The following is a 17,657-nucleotide window of genomic DNA, read 5'->3' as shown; positions in this document are numbered from 1 at the left end:
TGGACGAAACGATGGAAAAACAAGCTCATTTAGCTCGAACCGGAGCGGTACCCTCTCGCGATTTGAGCAGCCGAATGCGGAGGGAGATCGCCAAGCACAAGTATTTGTATATTCTTGTTGCGCCTCTCCTTATCTATTACATCGTGTTCTCTTACGTTCCGATGTACGGAATTGTACTCGCTTTCAAAGAGTTCGATTACTCGAAAGGGATACTCGGCAGTCCGTGGAACCATTTCGACAATTTCACGCAAGTATGGGCGAATCCGGACTTCATGAACGCTTTCCGCAATACGGTCCTGATCAGCTTGGGGAGATTGTTGTTTGAGTTTCCCGTCCCCATCGTGCTGGCGCTCATGTTGAACGAGATCTCGCGAGGGAAGATGAAGCGTTTCTTCCAAACCATCTTTACCTTCCCGCACTTTATTAGCTGGGTCGTCATCAGCGGGATCATCCTCGGAATCTTCAACGATCAAGGACTCTACAATCAAATCCTGACCTCGCTCGGGTTGGAGAAGAGATCGGCATTAACGGACGGCCCGAGCTTTACGGCGATTCTCTTCCTCTCGAACATATGGAAGGAGGCCGGATGGTCTTGCATTCTTTACTTGGCGGCGATAGCGGGGATCAATCCGGAGCTATACGAAGCCGCATCCGTGGACGGAGCGAATCGTTTTCAACAAATGAAAGCGATTACGTGGCCCATCGTCAAGTCGACGGCGGCCGTCCTGTTCATTCTAGCCGTCGGCAACGTCATGAACGGCGGCTTCGATCAGATCTTCAACTTGTACAATGCGGCCGTGTATAAGAGTTCGGACATTCTCGACACCTTCGTTTATCGCAGCGCGTTTACGGACGCGACCGGATTCGGCTTCTCGACGACGGTCGGCTTGCTCAAATCCATCATTAATTTCGGGCTTCTTTTCGGGGCGAACTATCTGGTCAGAACGATCGGCAAGGAGGAGGGGCTTTAATGCATAAGAAGAAAATCGACGTTCCGAATGCGATTATTACGTTTTTTCTGGGCATAATCGCTCTTATCACGCTGTTTCCCTTCTACCAAACCGTCATGTTATCGTTCTCGACCGTTATTGACGCGGGTTCTTCGAAAGTGTTCCTGTATCCGTCGAAGTTCGACGTCTCCGCTTATTATTACCTATACGTGGACGGGAAAGTCGTGAAAGGTCTGATCGTCTCGATTATCGTGACGGTGGCAGGTACCGCGCTAAGCTTGGCGGTATCGACGGCAGGCGCGTACGCCTTGTCGAAGAAGACGATGCCGGGAAGGAATTTGATGTTTAACGCCATCATTTTCACCATGTTCTTCTCGGGAGGCTTGATCCCTTACTTCTTGACCGTACAGAAGCTGCATATGCAGAACAGCATGCTGGTCATGATCGTTCCGCTGGCGGTCAACACCTTCTATCTCATCTTGATGAAGAACTTCTTCAATACGATTCCGGCTTCCCTCGAAGAATCGGCGAAGATCGACGGCGCGAACGATATCGTCGTTCTGATCCGGATCGTGGTTCCTGTCTCCATGCCGATATTGGCGACCATGGTCTTGTTCTACGCGGTGGACAAGTGGAACGAATGGTGGTTGCCGACGTTGTTTATTAACGATGCCGATATGTATCCTCTTCAATTGGTCCTTCGCAACGCATTGACCAACTTGAGCCAGATCATCAACAACTCCGTCGGTCTGCAGCTAGCCAAGTCCATGCAGAACGTATACGGCGATTCGGTTCGATCCGCGATGATCGTCATCTCCGCCGTTCCGATCATTCTCGTGTATCCGTTTATTCAGAAATTTTTCGCGAAAGGCATCATGATCGGTTCGATCAAAGGCTGATAATACTAGCGATAAGCTATTATTATAATTAAATCGACATAAGGGGCGAATTCGGAATGAAAAGAATCAGAGTTTCGACCGCAACGACGCTAGCGTCTTTGCTTGCCGTATCCATGCTGGCCGGCTGCGGCGGCAATACCGACAAAGGGACGGCATCGCCGGCCAATTCGCAGGGCGCTTCCGGCGCGGCTTCTTCCGCCGCGGGAGGAGAGACCGCGAATGAGAAGACCGTCAATCTCAAAGTCTCGTTCATGGGCATTCAAGACGGCTTCAACGCGGCCGGCGCCAAAGACGACACCGTCTTCAACGATATGGAGAAGAAGCTGAACGTGAAGATCGAACCGGTGCAGGTGACCTGGAACGACTGGCAAGAGAAAGCGAAGGTTTGGGCGGCCTCGGGCCAACTGCCGGATATTTTCCCGAACGTCATCGCGTTGGACAATCCAGCTCTCTATGCTTCCTGGGCTAGACAAGGCATCATTAAGCCGCTTCCGGACGATTTGAGCGACTATCCGAACATCAAGAGATACTTGGACCTTCCGTCGGTTCAGCCGCTTAAAGTGGACGGCAAGTTCTACATGGTTCCCCGGATGACGTACGACGACTCCAGCGATTGGATTATGGATCGCCCGATTCTGTACCGCAAGGACTGGGCGGCGGAGGCTGGCTACACGACCGAACCGCAGAGCTTTACCGAGTTCGTGGACATGATCAAGGCCGTCCTGAAGCTGCATCCGAACGCCGCCGGCGTCGCGCTGAACGGCAAAGGGTACTTGACCACGCTGTTCCTGGGAACCTTCCCGCAGATGGCCAACCCGAAGAACTGGGTGAACGAGGACGGGAAGTGGATTCCGGCGTACGCTTCGCCGAAAATCAACGAAGGCTTGCAGCAACTGAGAAAGCTGTATCAAGATGGCCTGCTCGATAAAGACTTTGCCATTCAAAAGGACGGAGACGGCTTTGTTAAATTCGTCAACGGCCAATCCTTCATTTCGTTAGGCGGCCCCATAAGCATCCAAGCCAATTCCGATGCCTTCAAAAAAGCGAACGGCAAAGCGCCCGCCGATGTCGTCGGCGTCATGAACATCTGGCCGGCCGCGGACGGCAAGCGGTACACCTTCGTCGAGACGCCGTATTGGTCGGAGACGTACTTCAGTAACAAGATGGACGACAGCACTTACAAGAGGGCGCTTCAATTGATCGATTATATGGATTCCGAAGAATATTCCGCCCTAACCAAGAACGGCATCCTGGGCGTCGACTACAAGATTGACGGAGATAAAGCGGTATCGCTGCTTAAGGAAGGCGAGTCTCTTACCACGAAGTATCCGATCACGAACGTGCTCGCCGTGCTTGCGAATTGGCAAGGTGCCTTCTACAAGGCGGGCAAGCAGGTGTTAGACGTGAATCCCGATGTTGCGGCTTGGCAGAAGCTGGACATCTCGACGTTTAACAAATTCAAACAGGAAGATACGCCGACGCCGACCAATTTCGACGTCATGCTCATGTCGACGCCTGCGAAGGATAAGTTCGGAGCGGTATTCACGACGCTCAACGACGAGATCGCCAAAGTCGTTATGGGCAAAGACGACCCGGCCAAGATGTGGGAGGCCACGCTCAAAGAATTCGACAAGAAGGGTCTCCAAGACGCGATCAACGAAGTGACCGCGAAGGCGAAGGAGCAAGGCATCCAATAAGAGCAGACTAACAAATGGGGATGTTCAGCCGATATCGCTGAGCATCCCTTCTTCTATTCGAATCGAGAGGATGGATGGGAATGAATGTACCCTTGTTCAGAGATCCGATAAATGACGGAGCAACCGATCCGACGATAATCTATAATAGAGCTGCACGGGAGTGGTGGATGGTGTATACGAGCCGCCGGGCGCTTGCGGAAGGTCCGGGGGTCGCTTGGGTTCACGGCTCCGATCTCGGAGTCGCCGTATCTTCGGACGGAGGCAAGAACTGGTCGTACCGCGGCACGCTGCCGGGGCTTGACTTCGAGTGGGGACGCAATACGTTCTGGGCTCCCGAGATTTTCTGGCATGACGGGATTTATCATATGTACGTCAGCTATATTCAGGGCGTACAGACCGAATGGGTCGGATCGCGAACGATTCTACATTATTCGAGCGCGGATCTGCTCGAATGGAAGCTGCAGGGGCCGCTGAAGCTCGGCTCGGACAGAGTGATCGACGCTTGCGTCCACGAAAAGCCGGGCGGCGGGTTCCGGATGTGGTACAAGGACGAAGCCAACGGCTCGGTCACTTACGCGGCCGATAGCGAAGACTTGTACCGTTGGGAATCCATCGGTCCGGTCCTTACTCACCGAGCCCATGAGGGACCGAACGTCTTCGCCTTCAAAGGGAGCTACTGGATGATCATCGACGAATGGCGAGGACAGGGCGTCTACCGGTCCGACGATCTGGATCGATGGGAGCGCAACGGTCTTATTCTGGATGTCTCCGGCGATCGCGAAGACGACGGTGGTTTCGGCTATCACGCGGACGTCGTCGTGTCGGGCGACGAAGCCTACATCTTCTACTTCACGCACCCAGGACGGGCATCGGCCGACGCCGAGGGCAAGACGGGTTACGAGCAGCGGCGGTCATCCATTCAGGCGGCTCGCCTCGACGTCAAGAACGGCGTTCTTGTTTGTGATCGGAACGAGCAGAATGAATTGAATTTGAGAGCGGAGTGATTCGGAGTGTTTGATGCAGGCGAACCGATTCTGATCTTGCCCGGCGATTATCCCGATCCTTCGATCATCCGAGTGGGTCAGGACTATTACATGACCCATTCCTCGTTCGACTACACGCCCGGGCTGCTTATTTGGCATTCCCGGGATCTGCTGTCCTGGGAGCGGGTCGGATACGCGATTCATCGGCACATCGGCAATATCCAGGCCCCGGAGCTTATTTTCTATAAGGGCCTCTACTATATTTACTTTCCGGCGGGCCCGACCAATTGGGTCGTCACCGCGGAATCGCCGGCCGGTCCATGGAGCGAACCCGTCGACCTGAACGTCGGTCTTATCGATCCCGGGCATGCGGCCGACGCGGAGGGCAGCCGGTATCTCTTCCTATCCGGCGGCCACCGAATTCGTCTGGCAACGGACGGACTAGCGACGGTCGGCCAGCTGGTGCAAGTCTACGAAGGATGGCGTTATCCGTCGGAATGGCGGACCGAAGGATTCTACCTGGAGTCTCCGAAGTTTACTTATCGGGACGGCTGCTACTACATGACGAGCGCGCAAGGAGGCACCGCGGGACCGGCGACCAGCCATATGATCGTAACGGCGCGGGCGAAGTCTCTGCACGGGCCATGGGAGAACTCGCCTTACAATCCCGTCCTGCGCACTTGGCATCGCGACGAACGCTGGCTGTCCAAAGGCCACGGAACGCTGGTCGATACGCCGGACGGCCGCTGGTTCGTCGTCTATCGCGCCTACGAGAAGGATTACGCTACGCTCGGACGGCAAACGCTTATGGAGCCTGTCCGATGGGATGAGGACGGTTGGTTCCGCATCGCGGAGCGGGAGCGGACGGTAGCCGAGAATCCTTCATCGCATCCGGCCGCTGCAATCTCGCTGTCCGATCGGTTCAACTCCAACGAGCTGTCTCCTCAGTGGCATTTCTACGGCGGCAACCGGACGAACGAATATGCCGTAGGAGGAGGTCGGCTTCATCTACAAGGGCTTCCCGCGGATCGGATCGAACCGCTGCTTTGCATTCCGTTTCATCATGCATACGAGACTAGCGTGACCGTTCGGGTCGAGGAAGGCGCGGCGGGCAGATTGAGCCTGTTCTACAAACCGGGTTTCCAGTGCGGCATCGGCTTTGACGGCAGGCGGGTCTTTGCGTTCCGTAACGACTACAAGTCGGAGCATACGGAAGTTGCCTGCGGCGAGGTTACGCTTCGCCTCGTGAACGATCGCCATGAAGTCGATTTATATTACCGCGTCAACAGCGACGAATGGCGAAAGCTGGATCACGGCTTCGAGATGTCCGGCTTCCACAACAATGTGCTCGGTTCCTTCCTAAGCCTGCGCATCGCGCTCGACGCGACCGGCGAGGGACGTGCGATTTTCGGCGACATCAGCTATCAAGCAGGATGATTACAATCAAACAACGAGGACGGAATGAAGTCATGGATGCCTACTTATTCGTGCATTTTCGGGAGAAGGAATCGCCCGACGGCGAGCAAATCTACTTTGCGCTTAGCCAGGACGGATTCAATTGGGAGACGGTGAACAAGGGAAGGCCCGTTCTGTGGAGCGAGAATGGAGAGAAGGGAGTCCGAGACCATTCGATCGTGAGGGCGAAGAACGGCAAGTTTTACATCCTTGCCACCGATCTGAGAGCAGGCCTACATTTTTTATTTCACGCATCCCGGAAGGAACAAGGAAAGGCTGGATCGAGGATCGGCGTGCTTGTTTGCGACCGCGACGAGCCGTTTGAAATCGAACTGCTGCCGGAAGGGGAATAAAGGGTGAAACTATACATCCAACGAACGTAACCGAAGAGCTTCTTGACTGTTAAAATTACTCGGTCCAGTATTGGAGGAAAATTGATATGACAACGGAAATTAACTGGAAACAACTTGATAATGACAACGGGTATAGGTTCCTCCTGGGCGAGTGGACCATCGGCGACGTCTTGCCGTTCGAGAATGAACACTTCGCAATAACCGATACGTTCGAACCAATAAAGGAAGGACTGGTTCAGTGGACGCGGAAGTTCACCTATCGAGGCGAATCGCCCGAGGCGTGCAAGCTTTCAATGGACTTCGCTACCAACTTCGAGCCTGAATATTATATGATTCCTTCCGTCACCTACAACGGTAACGGTTGGGGCAGCGGCCTGGAGCCGAAAGGGCTGGAGCGCGATGGGCAGCCTTGGGCATATGCGTGGCATCGGACGGCAGTGGCCGGTGCCACCTACTCCGAGGGAGGCGGGATCTCCGTGGCCTTATTCGGTGAGCCTCCCCGGGATATGCAAGGCTTTTCCTGCTCACTCAAGCCGGTTGCAGGACGAGTCATCCATCGGCTGATCTGGCCGGAGTCTGAGTCGCCCGCGACCTACAATGACCGCGACCGTTACGGTGAGGCATACGAAGCGGAAAGGAACTTTGTGCCGGGGGAGACGTTTACGGCCCGTGCGTTTCTGGCGCTTCATGCTTACACAGTGCCGCGCACGTCATGGAGAATGATGCTCGCTGAGGCCTGGCGGATGCAAAAGCGCCCGGTTCGGGCATGGTATGATCCGAAACGTATCTGGGAGCTTGGCATGGCGTATGCCAAGAATGGCCTATGGGCCGAAGACGGGGATTTTCGGGGATTCGCAATCGGCAGAAAATGGAACGGAGAGAAGTGGGCACAGGCTCGTCATTACGAAATCGGCTGGTGCGGGCAGAACGCCTCGCTGGCCAATTCCATGCTTGCAGATTATCTGAATTCCGGCAATGAGGATTCGCTTCATAGAGGCCTCGCCGTGCTGGACGGCTGGACAGCTGGCGGAAGGCTGCCGAACGGGATGATTCATTGTCACTACGATTACGTCCTATTATTCAAGCAGGCACAGCTGGAAGTACAGGACGCTTGCAACCTCGGCACGGCAGCATTAAACCTGTTCGAGGCGGAGCAATTGGCCCTGAGGTGCGGAGTGGAGCGTTCGATCTACCGCGAAACCGCACTCGGCATTTGTGATTTTGCCATATCTGTGCAGTCGCCGGAAGGACGGATCGGAAAATCATGGAAGAACGACGGGTCTCCGCATGATCCGGAGGGCACGGTCGGCTGCTTCCTCGTCCCACCTCTCGTCAAGGCATACGAGCTTACAGGTAACGAAATTTATCTTCACGGGGCAGAGCTTGGCTACCGCTATTATATGAGGGAGCTAATTGACAACGGCTACACGACGGCGGGGGCGCTAGATACGTATTGCGTAGACAAGGAGTCTGCCATCCCTTTGCTTAAGGCGGGACTTGCACTGTTCCGAGTCACCGGCAAGAGGACGGTTCTCGAATGGGCGGAGCATGCAGCCTGGTATCTGGCAACATGGCAGTGGCATCATACCGTCGGGTATGATGCGGGGACAGCACTGGGAGACATGGGGTACGATACGTTCGGTGGAACGGCGGTATCCACACAGCACCATCATATTGATCCCTACGCGTTGGCTTTTGTCGAGGACTGGCTTGAGCTGGCCGCTCTCACCGGTAACAGGATGTGGCGCGAAAGAGCTCTTGCCGCATGGGCGAATGCGACGATTGGCATTTCGGACGGCAGCCTGACGGTTATGGGCAAGCTGCGCCCAGAGGGCAGCCAGGACGAGGGCTTCTGTCACACCCGCTGGAAAGATCCGTTTGAAGTTACGCAATGGCTGGTGGCGTGGCCGACAGCCTTCCGGCTTGAAGTGTTGCGCCGGGTCGGCGTAGAAGCATTAAGGGAGTAGCGTTACTGCCATTCCGGGTCCCCCAGGCCTTACGCGAGGACGGATAGACGATCGGGTAATCGGGTACAGATCGTCTTTTACATTCCAAGGTATGTATCACGATGTCTGGTTTAAAAAAATTTACCCTACGAGGAGTTTTTACTATGCAAAAGTTACGCATTGGCACACTGGTTGCGGGTGGAGACGCATTAACGGTTATTCCGCCAATTTTGCCGCATGGGTTTGAATGCTTTACCCTTACCTTTTGGCAAACCATCGGCAATATGGACCTGCCGGAAACGGCGAAACGGCTTAATGAAATGTTAGCGGAAAAGGATGAACGATTTCCTGCCTCTCCATCTTTGGGAACCCGGTGACGGGTGAAGGAAATAATCGGGACACGCTTGCAAGCTGGGAGCGTCTGATCGATAACGCCCACCATTTCGGAGTCGATCTCGTTACCGGCTTTACAGGCCGTCTGAAGGACCGGCCCATTTAAGAATCGATCCCCCGGAAGGCGCTCCTACCTCCTGGGAATCCTCAATTCAATCCAATAGTCAGGAACTGCAACTTGCACAAAAACTGATCAATCAGCTTTCTAGAAATTTCTCCCTGGAAAAGTACATTTTCTCAAAGTCAGCAACCATCAAAGGTCTTAGATCTAATGTCAGCTCTCAAGCTAGATTGGAGGAAACTGAACGCCAACCGGCTAAAAGGAAGCGATCAACGACAAGTATGACACCACAATCCTTTACCAAAGGATTGTCCGGTTTTTGTTTTTATCGTCTCGACCTGAAATGGCTTGGCGTAATGCCCGCGAAGCGCTTAAATTGACGCATAAAGTGGGTGTCGTTCTCGTACCCGCACATCTTCGAAATGGCCGACACGGATAACGAGCTGTTCCCCAAAAGATATTTGGCATATTCGAGTCTGCTGTTTATCATGTCCGAAACGACCGAACACCCGAACAGATCCTTATAGATATGCTGGAAATACGATTTGCTTAAATTGACGCGCGAAGCAATTTGCTCAACCGTCCAATGGGTATGGGGCGAACTGTACAGCTCGCTCCGTAATTCGGAAAACTGGCGGAAATATCGACTTGTTTTATCGGGCAGGTCGGCTAACTCCATTAGATTGGTAAGCTTCATAAACAGCGATCTGATATCCAAGTCGATAATCCGATCATGAAGCGGGCCGCCCAGTTTGTTGCTGCTTTGCATTTCCCGGATGCATCCGGCAATCAGAAGCGGATCCGTAGCTTTGACAAGCGTGTCCAAAGGCAGCTTCAGCTGCGCGAGGAATTCCAGGATATCATCGCCGTCGCAATGGAACCAATCGTTGATGAATGGCTCATTCAATTCCCGGTAAAGATGGGGCGTAGCGGGGCGAAACAGGATGTAGGAATTCTTTTCCGCTGCCAGCGGCTTTCCGTCCACGATCAGCTCCGCTTTGCTTTTGAAAAAAACAAAGGCATAGTTCCCGGCACCAGCCGGACGATCGATCGTGATCCCGTCCTCATGAATAAAATGATATCCGCAGCTTAACAGACGAATCATTTTACCTCCCCCATAAAAAGCACGATAGGTCAGTTTTTAGCCATTATAAATGATTGTTGCCGGATGAACAAGCGCATACAATCGAATGAAAAGGATTGAGGAGATGTCATCGTGAAGAGCGTACAACCGACATTGACTATTCATACGCAAGATAGAGGTCAGGAGCTAGGCGACTTGTTCGGCATTTTTTTCGAGGATCTGAATCATGCGGCGGACGGCGGGCTTTATGCGGAGCTTGTTCGCAACCGTTCTTTTGAATTCGATCCGATCGATCGCGCGGAATACCATGCCTTGACCGCCTGGGAAAAAATCGAACGAGGCGGCGGAAAAGCGGAAATCGCCGTTGAAGACGGTTTTCCTCTAAACCCGCGCAATCCGCATTACGTTGTCATCGACATTCAATCCGAGGGCGACGGCGTCGGAATCATGAACCTGGGCTTTAACAGCGGCATTCCCGTTAAAAGAGGCGAGACTTATCTGTTTTCGGTTTATGCTCGGCGGGAAGCCAGCTTTGACGAACCGGTTGTCGTAACGATCGAAGGGACGGACGGCTCCGTTCATGGCGAGGCAACGATCATGGTGCAATCGTCCGAATGGACGAAATATGAAGCGAAGCTTACTGCGATCGATACCGATTTCAGCAGCCGTCTTGTCATGGTGACGAAAGGAAAAGGCAAATTTTATCTCGATATGGTGTCCCTTTTTCCGGAAAAGACCTTTCTCAATCGGCCGAACGGCATGCGGGAAGACATTGCAGCCTTGATCGCGGATCTGAAACCCAAGTTTATGCGATTTCCGGGTGGCTGCTTGATCCATGACGGTTCCTTGAACCCCGACGACAGAGACTCGATGTACCGCTGGAAAAACACGTTAGGCGATCTCGCGCAAAGACCGGCCCGACGGAATAATTGGAGCTACAATCAAACGCTCGGTTTAGGTTATTATGAATACTTTCTTTTCTGCGAGGATATTGGCGCCAAGCCGATCCCGATCCTGCCGGCCGGATATAACCCGCACCATAAACTAATCGTTCCGATTAATGAGCTGCAGCCATGGATTGATGACGCGTTCGATTTGATCGAATTTGCCAATGGGGACCCGTCAACCGAATGGGGAGGCATACGGACAAAGCTTGGTCACCCGGAGCCGTTCGGCCTGGAGTATATCGGCATCGGCAACGAAGAAGTCGGCGAGCCGTTTTTCGAACGTTATGCGTATTTCCACAAAGCCATCAAAGAGAAATACCCGGACATCCAAATCATTAATTCGAGCGGTCCGTTCGCGGCCGGCAGCGAATATGATCGTGGCTGGAAATCCGCAAGAGAAAACAAATCGGATTTTGTGGACGAGCACTATTATCAGACGCCGGAATGGTTTCTGGCGAATTACCACCGTTACGACGATTTTAAGGCAGAAGACCCGAAAGTATTTTTGGGAGAATACGCTTCGTGGGGAAACACCTATTATAATGCGCTCGTCGAAGCCGCTTTTATGACCGGACTGGAAAAAAACGCTCATGCGGTGGGACTGGCCTGCTATGCGCCGATGCTCTGCAACGTGGATTACATCAACTGGAAGCCGGACATGATTTGGTTTAACAATCATGAAGTATACGGAACGGCCAATTATTATGTGCAGAAGCTGTTTATGCACCATCAAGGAGATCAACTCTTACCGATTGAAGCAAACGGGTTTGAGGAAAAACAGGAAATCAAAGCGAAGCCGATTAACGGAGCCTTTGCGCTCGGGACAGACCGTTGTTCCTTCCGCTTCTGGGACATGAAAGTGGTTAATAACGATACCGGAGAAACGAGAGAATTGCACGGCGGCTCGTCTGCCGAGCTGTCGGATACGGACGAAGACCGGCTCAACGGAACGTCAATTCAAACGCTGGAGCTGGGAGAGTCGGACTGGTCGAATTATACGCTGAGTCTGAAAGCCCAAAGAATGAGCGGACCTAAGGGGTTCAACCTTTACTTTGGTAAACGAGACGCAAACAATCAGTTGTATTGGGACTTTGGCGGATGGCAGAATCAGGATTCCGCGTTGTGTTCCAGCGTGAACGGCAGAACCTCCGTCTTGACGCAAAGCATATTTAACGTGGAATCCGACAAGCAATACGAGTTGACATTGGAAGTTTCGGGAAGACGGATCCGGGCTTACATCGACAACGTGTTAATCAATGACACGGAGGACAAGCTTCCGGTGATCGAACCTCTGTATTATTCGGCAAGCTACGAGCGTTCGACCGGAGATGTCATCGTCAAGGTTATCAACGTACAGGAGAATAGCGTCGGCGCGGAGATTGCGTTGACCGATTTGCAACAAACGTCCTTAACCGTTGAAGTATACGAGATGTCCGGCCATGCGCTGGATGACGAAAACACATTTGAGTCGCCTGAGCGCGTGTCGCCGAAACAGAAGGAATTCCGTACGGAAGGCAGCGGGTTTCAATACGATTTTCCTAAACATTCTATTACCGTTTTCAGGGTGAAATAAGGAGTATATGATGCTGACAAATACCAACCGCCAATTCCCTAACCCGCTCGTCGAACAGCGGGCCGACCCTTGGATCTATAAACATACGGACGGCTATTATTATTTTACGGCTTCGGTTCCCGCCTACGACTGCATCGAGCTTAGAAGGGCCAGAACGATTCAGGAGCTCGGGACCGTCGAACCGGTTGTCATTTGGCGCAAACACGAGAAGGGCACAATGAGCGGGCATATTTGGGCGCCCGAAATCCATTATATCGACGGCAAATGGTACATCTATTTTGCCGCCGGCGGATCGGATGAGATTGAGACGGATTGGGAGATCCGTATGTACGTTCTGGAAAATGACTCGGCCAACCCGCTGGAGCCGAACTGGGCGGAAAAAGGGCAGATTCGGACCGATTGGGAATCCTTCGCTTTGGATGCCACAACCTTCGAGCATCGCGGCGTAAGGTATTTGGTTTGGGCGCAATACGATCAGGAAACGCCAGCAAGCTCCAATCTGTATATCGCCGAGATGTCCGATCCATGGACGATTCGCGACGAGCAGGTCCTGCTTACGAAACCGGAATATGCGTGGGAGATCATCGGCCACCTGGTGAATGAAGGGCCTGCCGTACTGAAGAAGAACGGACGGATCTTTATCAGCTACTCGGCAAGCGCTACGGACAGCAATTATTGCATGGGGCTGCTGAGCGCATTGGATCATAGCGATCTGCTAGACCCGAATTCATGGACGAAATCTCCGGAGCCCGTCTTCCGAACGAGCGAACAATCCGGACAATACGGCCCTGGCCACAACTGCTTCACCGTCTCGGAAGACGGTTCGGCCGATATCCTGGTCTACCATTCCCGCGACTATAAGGAGATCGTCGGCGATCCGCTTTACGATCCCAATCGTCATGCTCGCGCCAAAGAATTAAATTGGAACGCGGAGGGGTTCCCGGATTTTGGCGAACCCGAGTGAGAGGAGCCATTCATTCTAATGGAAGCTTATTTATTCGTGCATTTTAAGGAAAAGAAAACCCCTGATGGCGAGCAGATCTATTTTGCGCTTAGTATGGACGGCTTTAACTGGGAACAGGTAAACGGGGGACAACCCGTTATCTGGAGCGATAAAGGCGACCAAGGAGTTCGCGACCATACGATCGTGCGAACGAATGACGGCAAATTTTATATTCTCGCCACTGACTTGAGCCTAGCGAACCACTTTAACACCAAATACAAGGGGAACTGGGAGAACATCGTCAGAGAGGGGAGCAAATGCCTTTGCTTGTGGGAATCGACCGACCTTGTGAACTGGTCGGAGCAGAGAATGATCGAATTAGGCGACGAGGATTTCGGCTGTCTTTGGGCGCCGGACGTGATTTACGATAAGGTGAACGAAGATTACGTCATTCACTGGTCATCGGCTCATGCGTCCAATCAATACGGGCATAAAGCCATTTATTACTCTCGAACGAAGGATTTTGAAAGCTATACGAAACCGCAGCTGCTGTACCGCAAGGAAGACAGCGGGGTCATTGATTCCGCCATATACGAGGAAAACGGCATGTTCTACCGGTTTGTCAAAAGCGAGGCCAACCCTATAGGCATTATCCTGCAAAAAGGAGATTCCCTTACCGGTGAATACGCAACCAACGAGGTCTTTAACGGGGAAATGGCAAAACTCGGCTCCCCCGCCTATGAAGCGCCTACAGCGTATAAGCTGAGCAATGGCCAATGGTGCCTGATGCTGGACTTTTTCGGCGTCGAGGGAGAAGGGCAGGGCTATGTTCCTTTTGTAGCCGATGAGATGGATAGCGGACTCTTTATCAGATCGGATGAAAGCTTCAGCTTCCCTTACCGCTTCAAGCACGGAACGGTACTGAAGATTACTCAGGAAGAGTATGACAGAATAAAGAACCAACTTAACCGGAAAGCGAAAATGGAATAATGGAGAGTTCGACGAAGAACAAGCAGTCGCGGGAAACGATCCATAGGATGGCGGGAAAGGCCTTTCCCGGCTTGACGGCGATCCGAATTAATGAGCTGACGGAAGGCTTCTTTAACGCGGCTTACTTGATCGAGTTATCCGACGGCAAAGAAGTTGTATTGAAAATAGCGCCTCCCGCCGACGCGATCATCATGAGTCACGAGAAAAACATGATGGATAGCGAAGCACGATCCATTCGCATGGTTGCAGAGAAAACCGACGTTCCCGTAGCGTCGGTTCTCTTCTATGATGCCAGTCATGAAATTTGCGAAGCGGAATATTTCTTCATAGAGAAATTGCCGGGCGCCAGCTATCATTCACTGTCGAATGAACTTAGCGATTCGGCAAAAGAACAGATCGACTATCAGATCGGTCAATATAACGCGCGAATCAACGGGATCGTCGGCGAGCGATTCGGTTATTTTGGCCAAGCGGATAAGCAAGGCCTTATTTGGTTTGATGTCTTCAAGAGCATGCTTCAAGACGCGATTCGGGATGCGGACGCGCTCCATATCGATTTGCAATGCGATACGCGGGTCCTCATGGAGCTCTTGGAGCGAGACAAGGCCTATCTCGATGAAGTAACCGAACCGAGGTTAGTTCATTGGGATTTATGGGCGGGCAATGTCTTTATAGAGCAAGGAACGGTAACAGGATTTATCGACTTTGAAAGATGTTTATGGGCAGATGTATTCATGGAAGTCGGATTTCGGACGTTCGCGAACAACAAGTATTTTCTCCAAGGCTACGGCATCGGACAGTTGACCCGCAATCAGAGCAAGAGGTCCCGGTGGTACGATATGTATTTGTTTTTGATCTCGGCATTGGAATGCGATTATCGGCATTATGAGGGGCGGGGCGTGTACGACTGGGCCGTGCGCATGATCAAGGAAGGGATGGACGAGCTTCGTTAAATGAATAGCCCTAAGCGGTCAATAGGTGGCTCCCGATGGTTTACCCATGGATTTGAAGGAATTGAAAAGGCTTGCTGATGCCTTGGACGATAGCGGAAAACGAGAGCTTATCTACTTTTTGCAATCCCGAACAAAGGGAATGACGATCCCAGTTTGAGCAATAGATGAAATTCAAGAGCAGAAGCCTAAAGATGGGCTTGTTTGTCCACATTGTAAAAATCACTTTGTCGTGCGGTTTGGGAAATTCGTCGTAAAAACGCGTACCGGAGAGGTCAAACGGCAACGTTACCGTTGTAAATCCTGCCTGAATACTCACTAAGAAAATGTGCTGAGGAGATGCATGGCGAGGTCACACATGTAACCTTATTTTACTGGCGGCATAAGATCCTTTCCGCTCTAAAGCAAATTCCAACCGATGCATTCCAGGGAATCATCGAATTGGACTCTATCTGACTCAAACGTGCTTTGCACCGTTTCGTGGAGGGCATTCAGTTCCTACGCGAATGCGAAAGTTTTAGCTCATTTCCGCTTTAAGTCCGATGGGAAACAGCGTGTAAAAGGCGTGTATCATATCCAAAACGTTAACAGCTATCACAGCCGCCTGAAAAAATGGTTGGACCGCTTTAACGGTGTTGCAACAAATTGGTTATCTCCTGCCTGCATGCTGTAATTGAAACGAACCATCAACTTAGAAAGGCATATTTCACAGCCTAAACGGAGATTTTTTCAAAACTATATTGGAGGAATTTAATGTGGCAACGATTACTGATGTCTCTAAGGACTTAGAAAGATTGACAGTTTTTATTTCTAATTTAACCCCTTACTCTGATGAAGTTCTTTGCAAACAAATAGTTGGTACATGGTCGATTCAGGACATTATCAGTCATATTATGGGTTGGGACAAAAACTTTATTAAGACACTTAATCAGATTATAAACAATGAAGAAGTAAAACTTGAAGAACATCATGATGTGCAGGCATTTAACGAAGCATCCGTTGCTTTCGGTAGGAAAATGAAACCGCATGATTTACTAAAGGAAGCAATTTCGCAACGCAAACAATTGATATTAAAACTCAATTTGGTTTCTGAATCAGCATTCATCAGACAATTCCATAATAGTGCGTATACGTTGGAAACTTTTTTAAAAGAAATGTTTATTAATCATGACAAGCATCACGAAAAACAAATAATGCAACACCTTCAAACGGTTAGATAGCATAAGGTCAATAACCGCCTCACTGGGCGGTTTTATCGTCCTCAATAATCAACAATAAAAGAAAACAGAGCCAAATAAATAAGCCCTCGAAAGGGCTTAGAACAAGGATCGTTACCGAAGCGGGGCGAAGCCTTCCACCTGCTTTAAAATCCGTTCGATTTCATTCAAGACGTCGGCGCTTAATCGGACTTCGACCGCTTTGACGTTTTCTTCGATTTGCGCCGGACGGGTCGCGCCGATCAACGCGGAGCTTACGCCAGGCTGGCGCAATACCCATGCCAGCGAAAGCTGGGCAAGCGAAACGCCGGTTTCGTTCGCCAAACGGTCCAACTCTTCGACGCAATCGAGCACATCGTCCCGCAAATAGCTTTTGACGACGCCGTTTACCGACCCGTTCGCCGCGCGGCTGCCCGACGGAAGCTCGGCTCCCCGCTTGTATTTACCGGTCAGAATCCCTTGCGCGAGCGGCGAGAACACGATTTGCCCGATGCCCGCGCTCTCGCTGACCGGAAGCACTTCTTGCTCGATATAACGTTCGAACAGGTTGTAAATCGGCTGATTGGACACGAGCGGACGCAAGTTCAGCCGTTTGGAGATGCCGACCGCGTCGGCGATCTGGGCGGCGCTCCACTCGCTGACGGCCGCATACAGGATTTTCCCTTGCGCCGTCAGGTCGTCGAGCGCGCGAAGGGTCTCTTCGAGCGACGTTTCATTATCATAACGGTGGCAATAATAGATATCGATATAATCGACTCCGAGCCGCTTCAGGCTGGCATCGCATTGCTCCATGATGTGTTTGCGGGAAAGTCCGCCGTCGTTAGGACCCGGTCCCATCCGGAAAAAAACCTTGGTGGAAAGCACATAGCTGGAACGTTCGTACGGCTTAAGCGCCGCTCCGAGCGCCTTCTCGCCCTCTCCTCCATTATAGGCGTTGGACGTATCGAAGAAATTGATGCCGCACTCGAAAGCTTTACGGATGCATGCGTCGGCCGCCTCTTGCTCGTATGCCGTACCATAGGTCAGCCAACTGCCAAGACCGATCTCGCTGACTTTGATTCCACTGTTGCCTACGCGTCTATATTTCATTCTTTGTTGCTCCCCTTTTTCGATGATCTCATCCGAATCATATAATATCGCCGGACGTGAGAAAAGTACGCACTTTTCCTTCACTTGGTAACCTTTGTGTTACTGTCGGACGGCACCGCTGGTTGCC

Annotated in this window: 15 protein-coding genes and 1 pseudogene; 14 read left to right on the top strand and 2 right to left on the bottom strand. The window is 51.9% G+C overall.

Features of this window, described 5'->3' with window-relative positions; genetic code table 11:
• The first annotated feature begins 11 nt into the window (after positions 1–11).
• The 8 genes from ACFPPD_RS24380 (at position 12) to ACFPPD_RS24345 (ending at position 8,660) form a co-directional block, all read left to right on the top strand.
• Positions 12–971, top strand: coding sequence for an ABC transporter permease (locus ACFPPD_RS24380; RefSeq protein WP_378083688.1), 960 nt, complete (start codon positions 12–14; stop codon positions 969–971).
• A complete protein-coding gene (locus tag ACFPPD_RS24375) occupies positions 971–1,849 on the top strand; it encodes a carbohydrate ABC transporter permease (protein ID WP_209744242.1) in 879 nt (292 codons plus the stop codon). The genes ACFPPD_RS24380 and ACFPPD_RS24375 overlap by 1 nt, the downstream gene beginning before the upstream one ends.
• 56 nt (positions 1,850–1,905) lie before the next feature.
• Positions 1,906–3,546 carry a type 2 periplasmic-binding domain-containing protein gene (locus ACFPPD_RS24370; protein ID WP_209744239.1) on the top strand — a complete coding sequence of 547 codons (1,641 nt, stop codon included), beginning with the start codon at positions 1,906–1,908 and terminating at the stop codon, positions 3,544–3,546.
• 80 nt (positions 3,547–3,626) lie between these two features.
• Positions 3,627–4,550, top strand: coding sequence for a glycoside hydrolase family protein (locus tag ACFPPD_RS24365; protein ID WP_209744236.1), 924 nt, complete (start codon positions 3,627–3,629; stop codon positions 4,548–4,550).
• A 6-nt stretch (positions 4,551–4,556) separates the two neighbouring features.
• Positions 4,557–5,966: a family 43 glycosylhydrolase gene (locus tag ACFPPD_RS24360; RefSeq protein WP_209744233.1), complete on the top strand. Its 1,410-nt coding sequence runs from the start codon at positions 4,557–4,559 to the stop codon at positions 5,964–5,966.
• The gene (locus ACFPPD_RS24355) at positions 5,963–6,337 is read left to right on the top strand and encodes a hypothetical protein (RefSeq protein WP_378083683.1); all 375 of its coding nucleotides are present in this window, start codon (positions 5,963–5,965) and stop codon (positions 6,335–6,337) included. The genes ACFPPD_RS24360 and ACFPPD_RS24355 overlap by 4 nt, the downstream gene beginning before the upstream one ends.
• An 86-nt stretch (positions 6,338–6,423) precedes the next feature.
• Positions 6,424–8,304, top strand: a complete 1,881-nt coding sequence (locus tag ACFPPD_RS24350; RefSeq protein ID WP_209744230.1) for a hypothetical protein — start codon at positions 6,424–6,426, stop codon at positions 8,302–8,304.
• A 143-nt stretch (positions 8,305–8,447) separates the two neighbouring features.
• Positions 8,448–8,660 (top strand): hypothetical protein, encoded by a 213-nt coding sequence (locus ACFPPD_RS24345; RefSeq protein WP_209744227.1) that lies wholly within the window; start codon positions 8,448–8,450, stop codon positions 8,658–8,660.
• 402 nt (positions 8,661–9,062) lie between these two features.
• On the opposite strand, the gene ACFPPD_RS24340 is transcribed toward ACFPPD_RS24345, so the two are convergent.
• A complete protein-coding gene (locus ACFPPD_RS24340; protein WP_209744224.1) occupies positions 9,063–9,842 on the bottom strand; it encodes a helix-turn-helix domain-containing protein in 780 nt (259 codons plus the stop codon).
• 111 nt (positions 9,843–9,953) lie between these two features.
• On the opposite strand from ACFPPD_RS24340, the gene ACFPPD_RS24335 reads away from it, so the two are divergent.
• The 6 genes and pseudogenes from ACFPPD_RS24335 to ACFPPD_RS24310 all read left to right on the top strand — a co-directional run bounded on the left by ACFPPD_RS24335 (position 9,954) and on the right by ACFPPD_RS24310 (position 16,444).
• Positions 9,954–12,341, top strand: coding sequence for an alpha-L-arabinofuranosidase C-terminal domain-containing protein (locus tag ACFPPD_RS24335; RefSeq protein WP_209744222.1), 2,388 nt, complete (start codon positions 9,954–9,956; stop codon positions 12,339–12,341).
• A 10-nt stretch (positions 12,342–12,351) separates the two neighbouring features.
• Positions 12,352–13,305 carry a glycoside hydrolase family 43 protein gene (locus tag ACFPPD_RS24330; protein WP_209744219.1) on the top strand — a complete coding sequence of 318 codons (954 nt, stop codon included), beginning with the start codon at positions 12,352–12,354 and terminating at the stop codon, positions 13,303–13,305.
• An 18-nt stretch (positions 13,306–13,323) separates the two neighbouring features.
• Positions 13,324–14,274 carry a glycoside hydrolase family 43 protein gene (locus ACFPPD_RS24325; RefSeq protein ID WP_209744216.1) on the top strand — a complete coding sequence of 317 codons (951 nt, stop codon included), beginning with the start codon at positions 13,324–13,326 and terminating at the stop codon, positions 14,272–14,274.
• Between the two features lie 47 nt (positions 14,275–14,321).
• On the top strand, positions 14,322–15,227 hold the full coding sequence (locus ACFPPD_RS24320) for a phosphotransferase family protein (RefSeq protein ID WP_209744213.1): 906 nt from the start codon (positions 14,322–14,324) through the stop codon (positions 15,225–15,227).
• 46 nt (positions 15,228–15,273) lie between these two features.
• A pseudogene (locus ACFPPD_RS24315) lies at positions 15,274–15,876 on the top strand (IS1595 family transposase); the annotation flags it as partial.
• A gap of 103 nt (positions 15,877–15,979) precedes the next feature.
• On the top strand, positions 15,980–16,444 hold the full coding sequence (locus tag ACFPPD_RS24310; RefSeq protein WP_209744210.1) for a DinB family protein: 465 nt from the start codon (positions 15,980–15,982) through the stop codon (positions 16,442–16,444).
• Positions 16,445–16,555: 111 nt separating this feature from the next.
• On the opposite strand, the gene ACFPPD_RS24305 is transcribed toward ACFPPD_RS24310, so the two are convergent.
• Positions 16,556–17,530 carry an aldo/keto reductase family protein gene (locus tag ACFPPD_RS24305; RefSeq protein WP_209744206.1) on the bottom strand — a complete coding sequence of 325 codons (975 nt, stop codon included), beginning with the start codon at positions 17,528–17,530 and terminating at the stop codon, positions 16,556–16,558.
• Between the last annotated feature and the right edge of the window lie 127 nt (positions 17,531–17,657).

The organism is Cohnella suwonensis (assembly GCF_042655365.1).
Classification (GTDB): Bacteria; Bacillota; Bacilli; order Paenibacillales; family Paenibacillaceae; genus Cohnella; species Cohnella suwonensis.
Note: the sequence above shows the minus strand (reverse complement) of the source record. Positions and strands in the feature narration are given on the sequence as shown.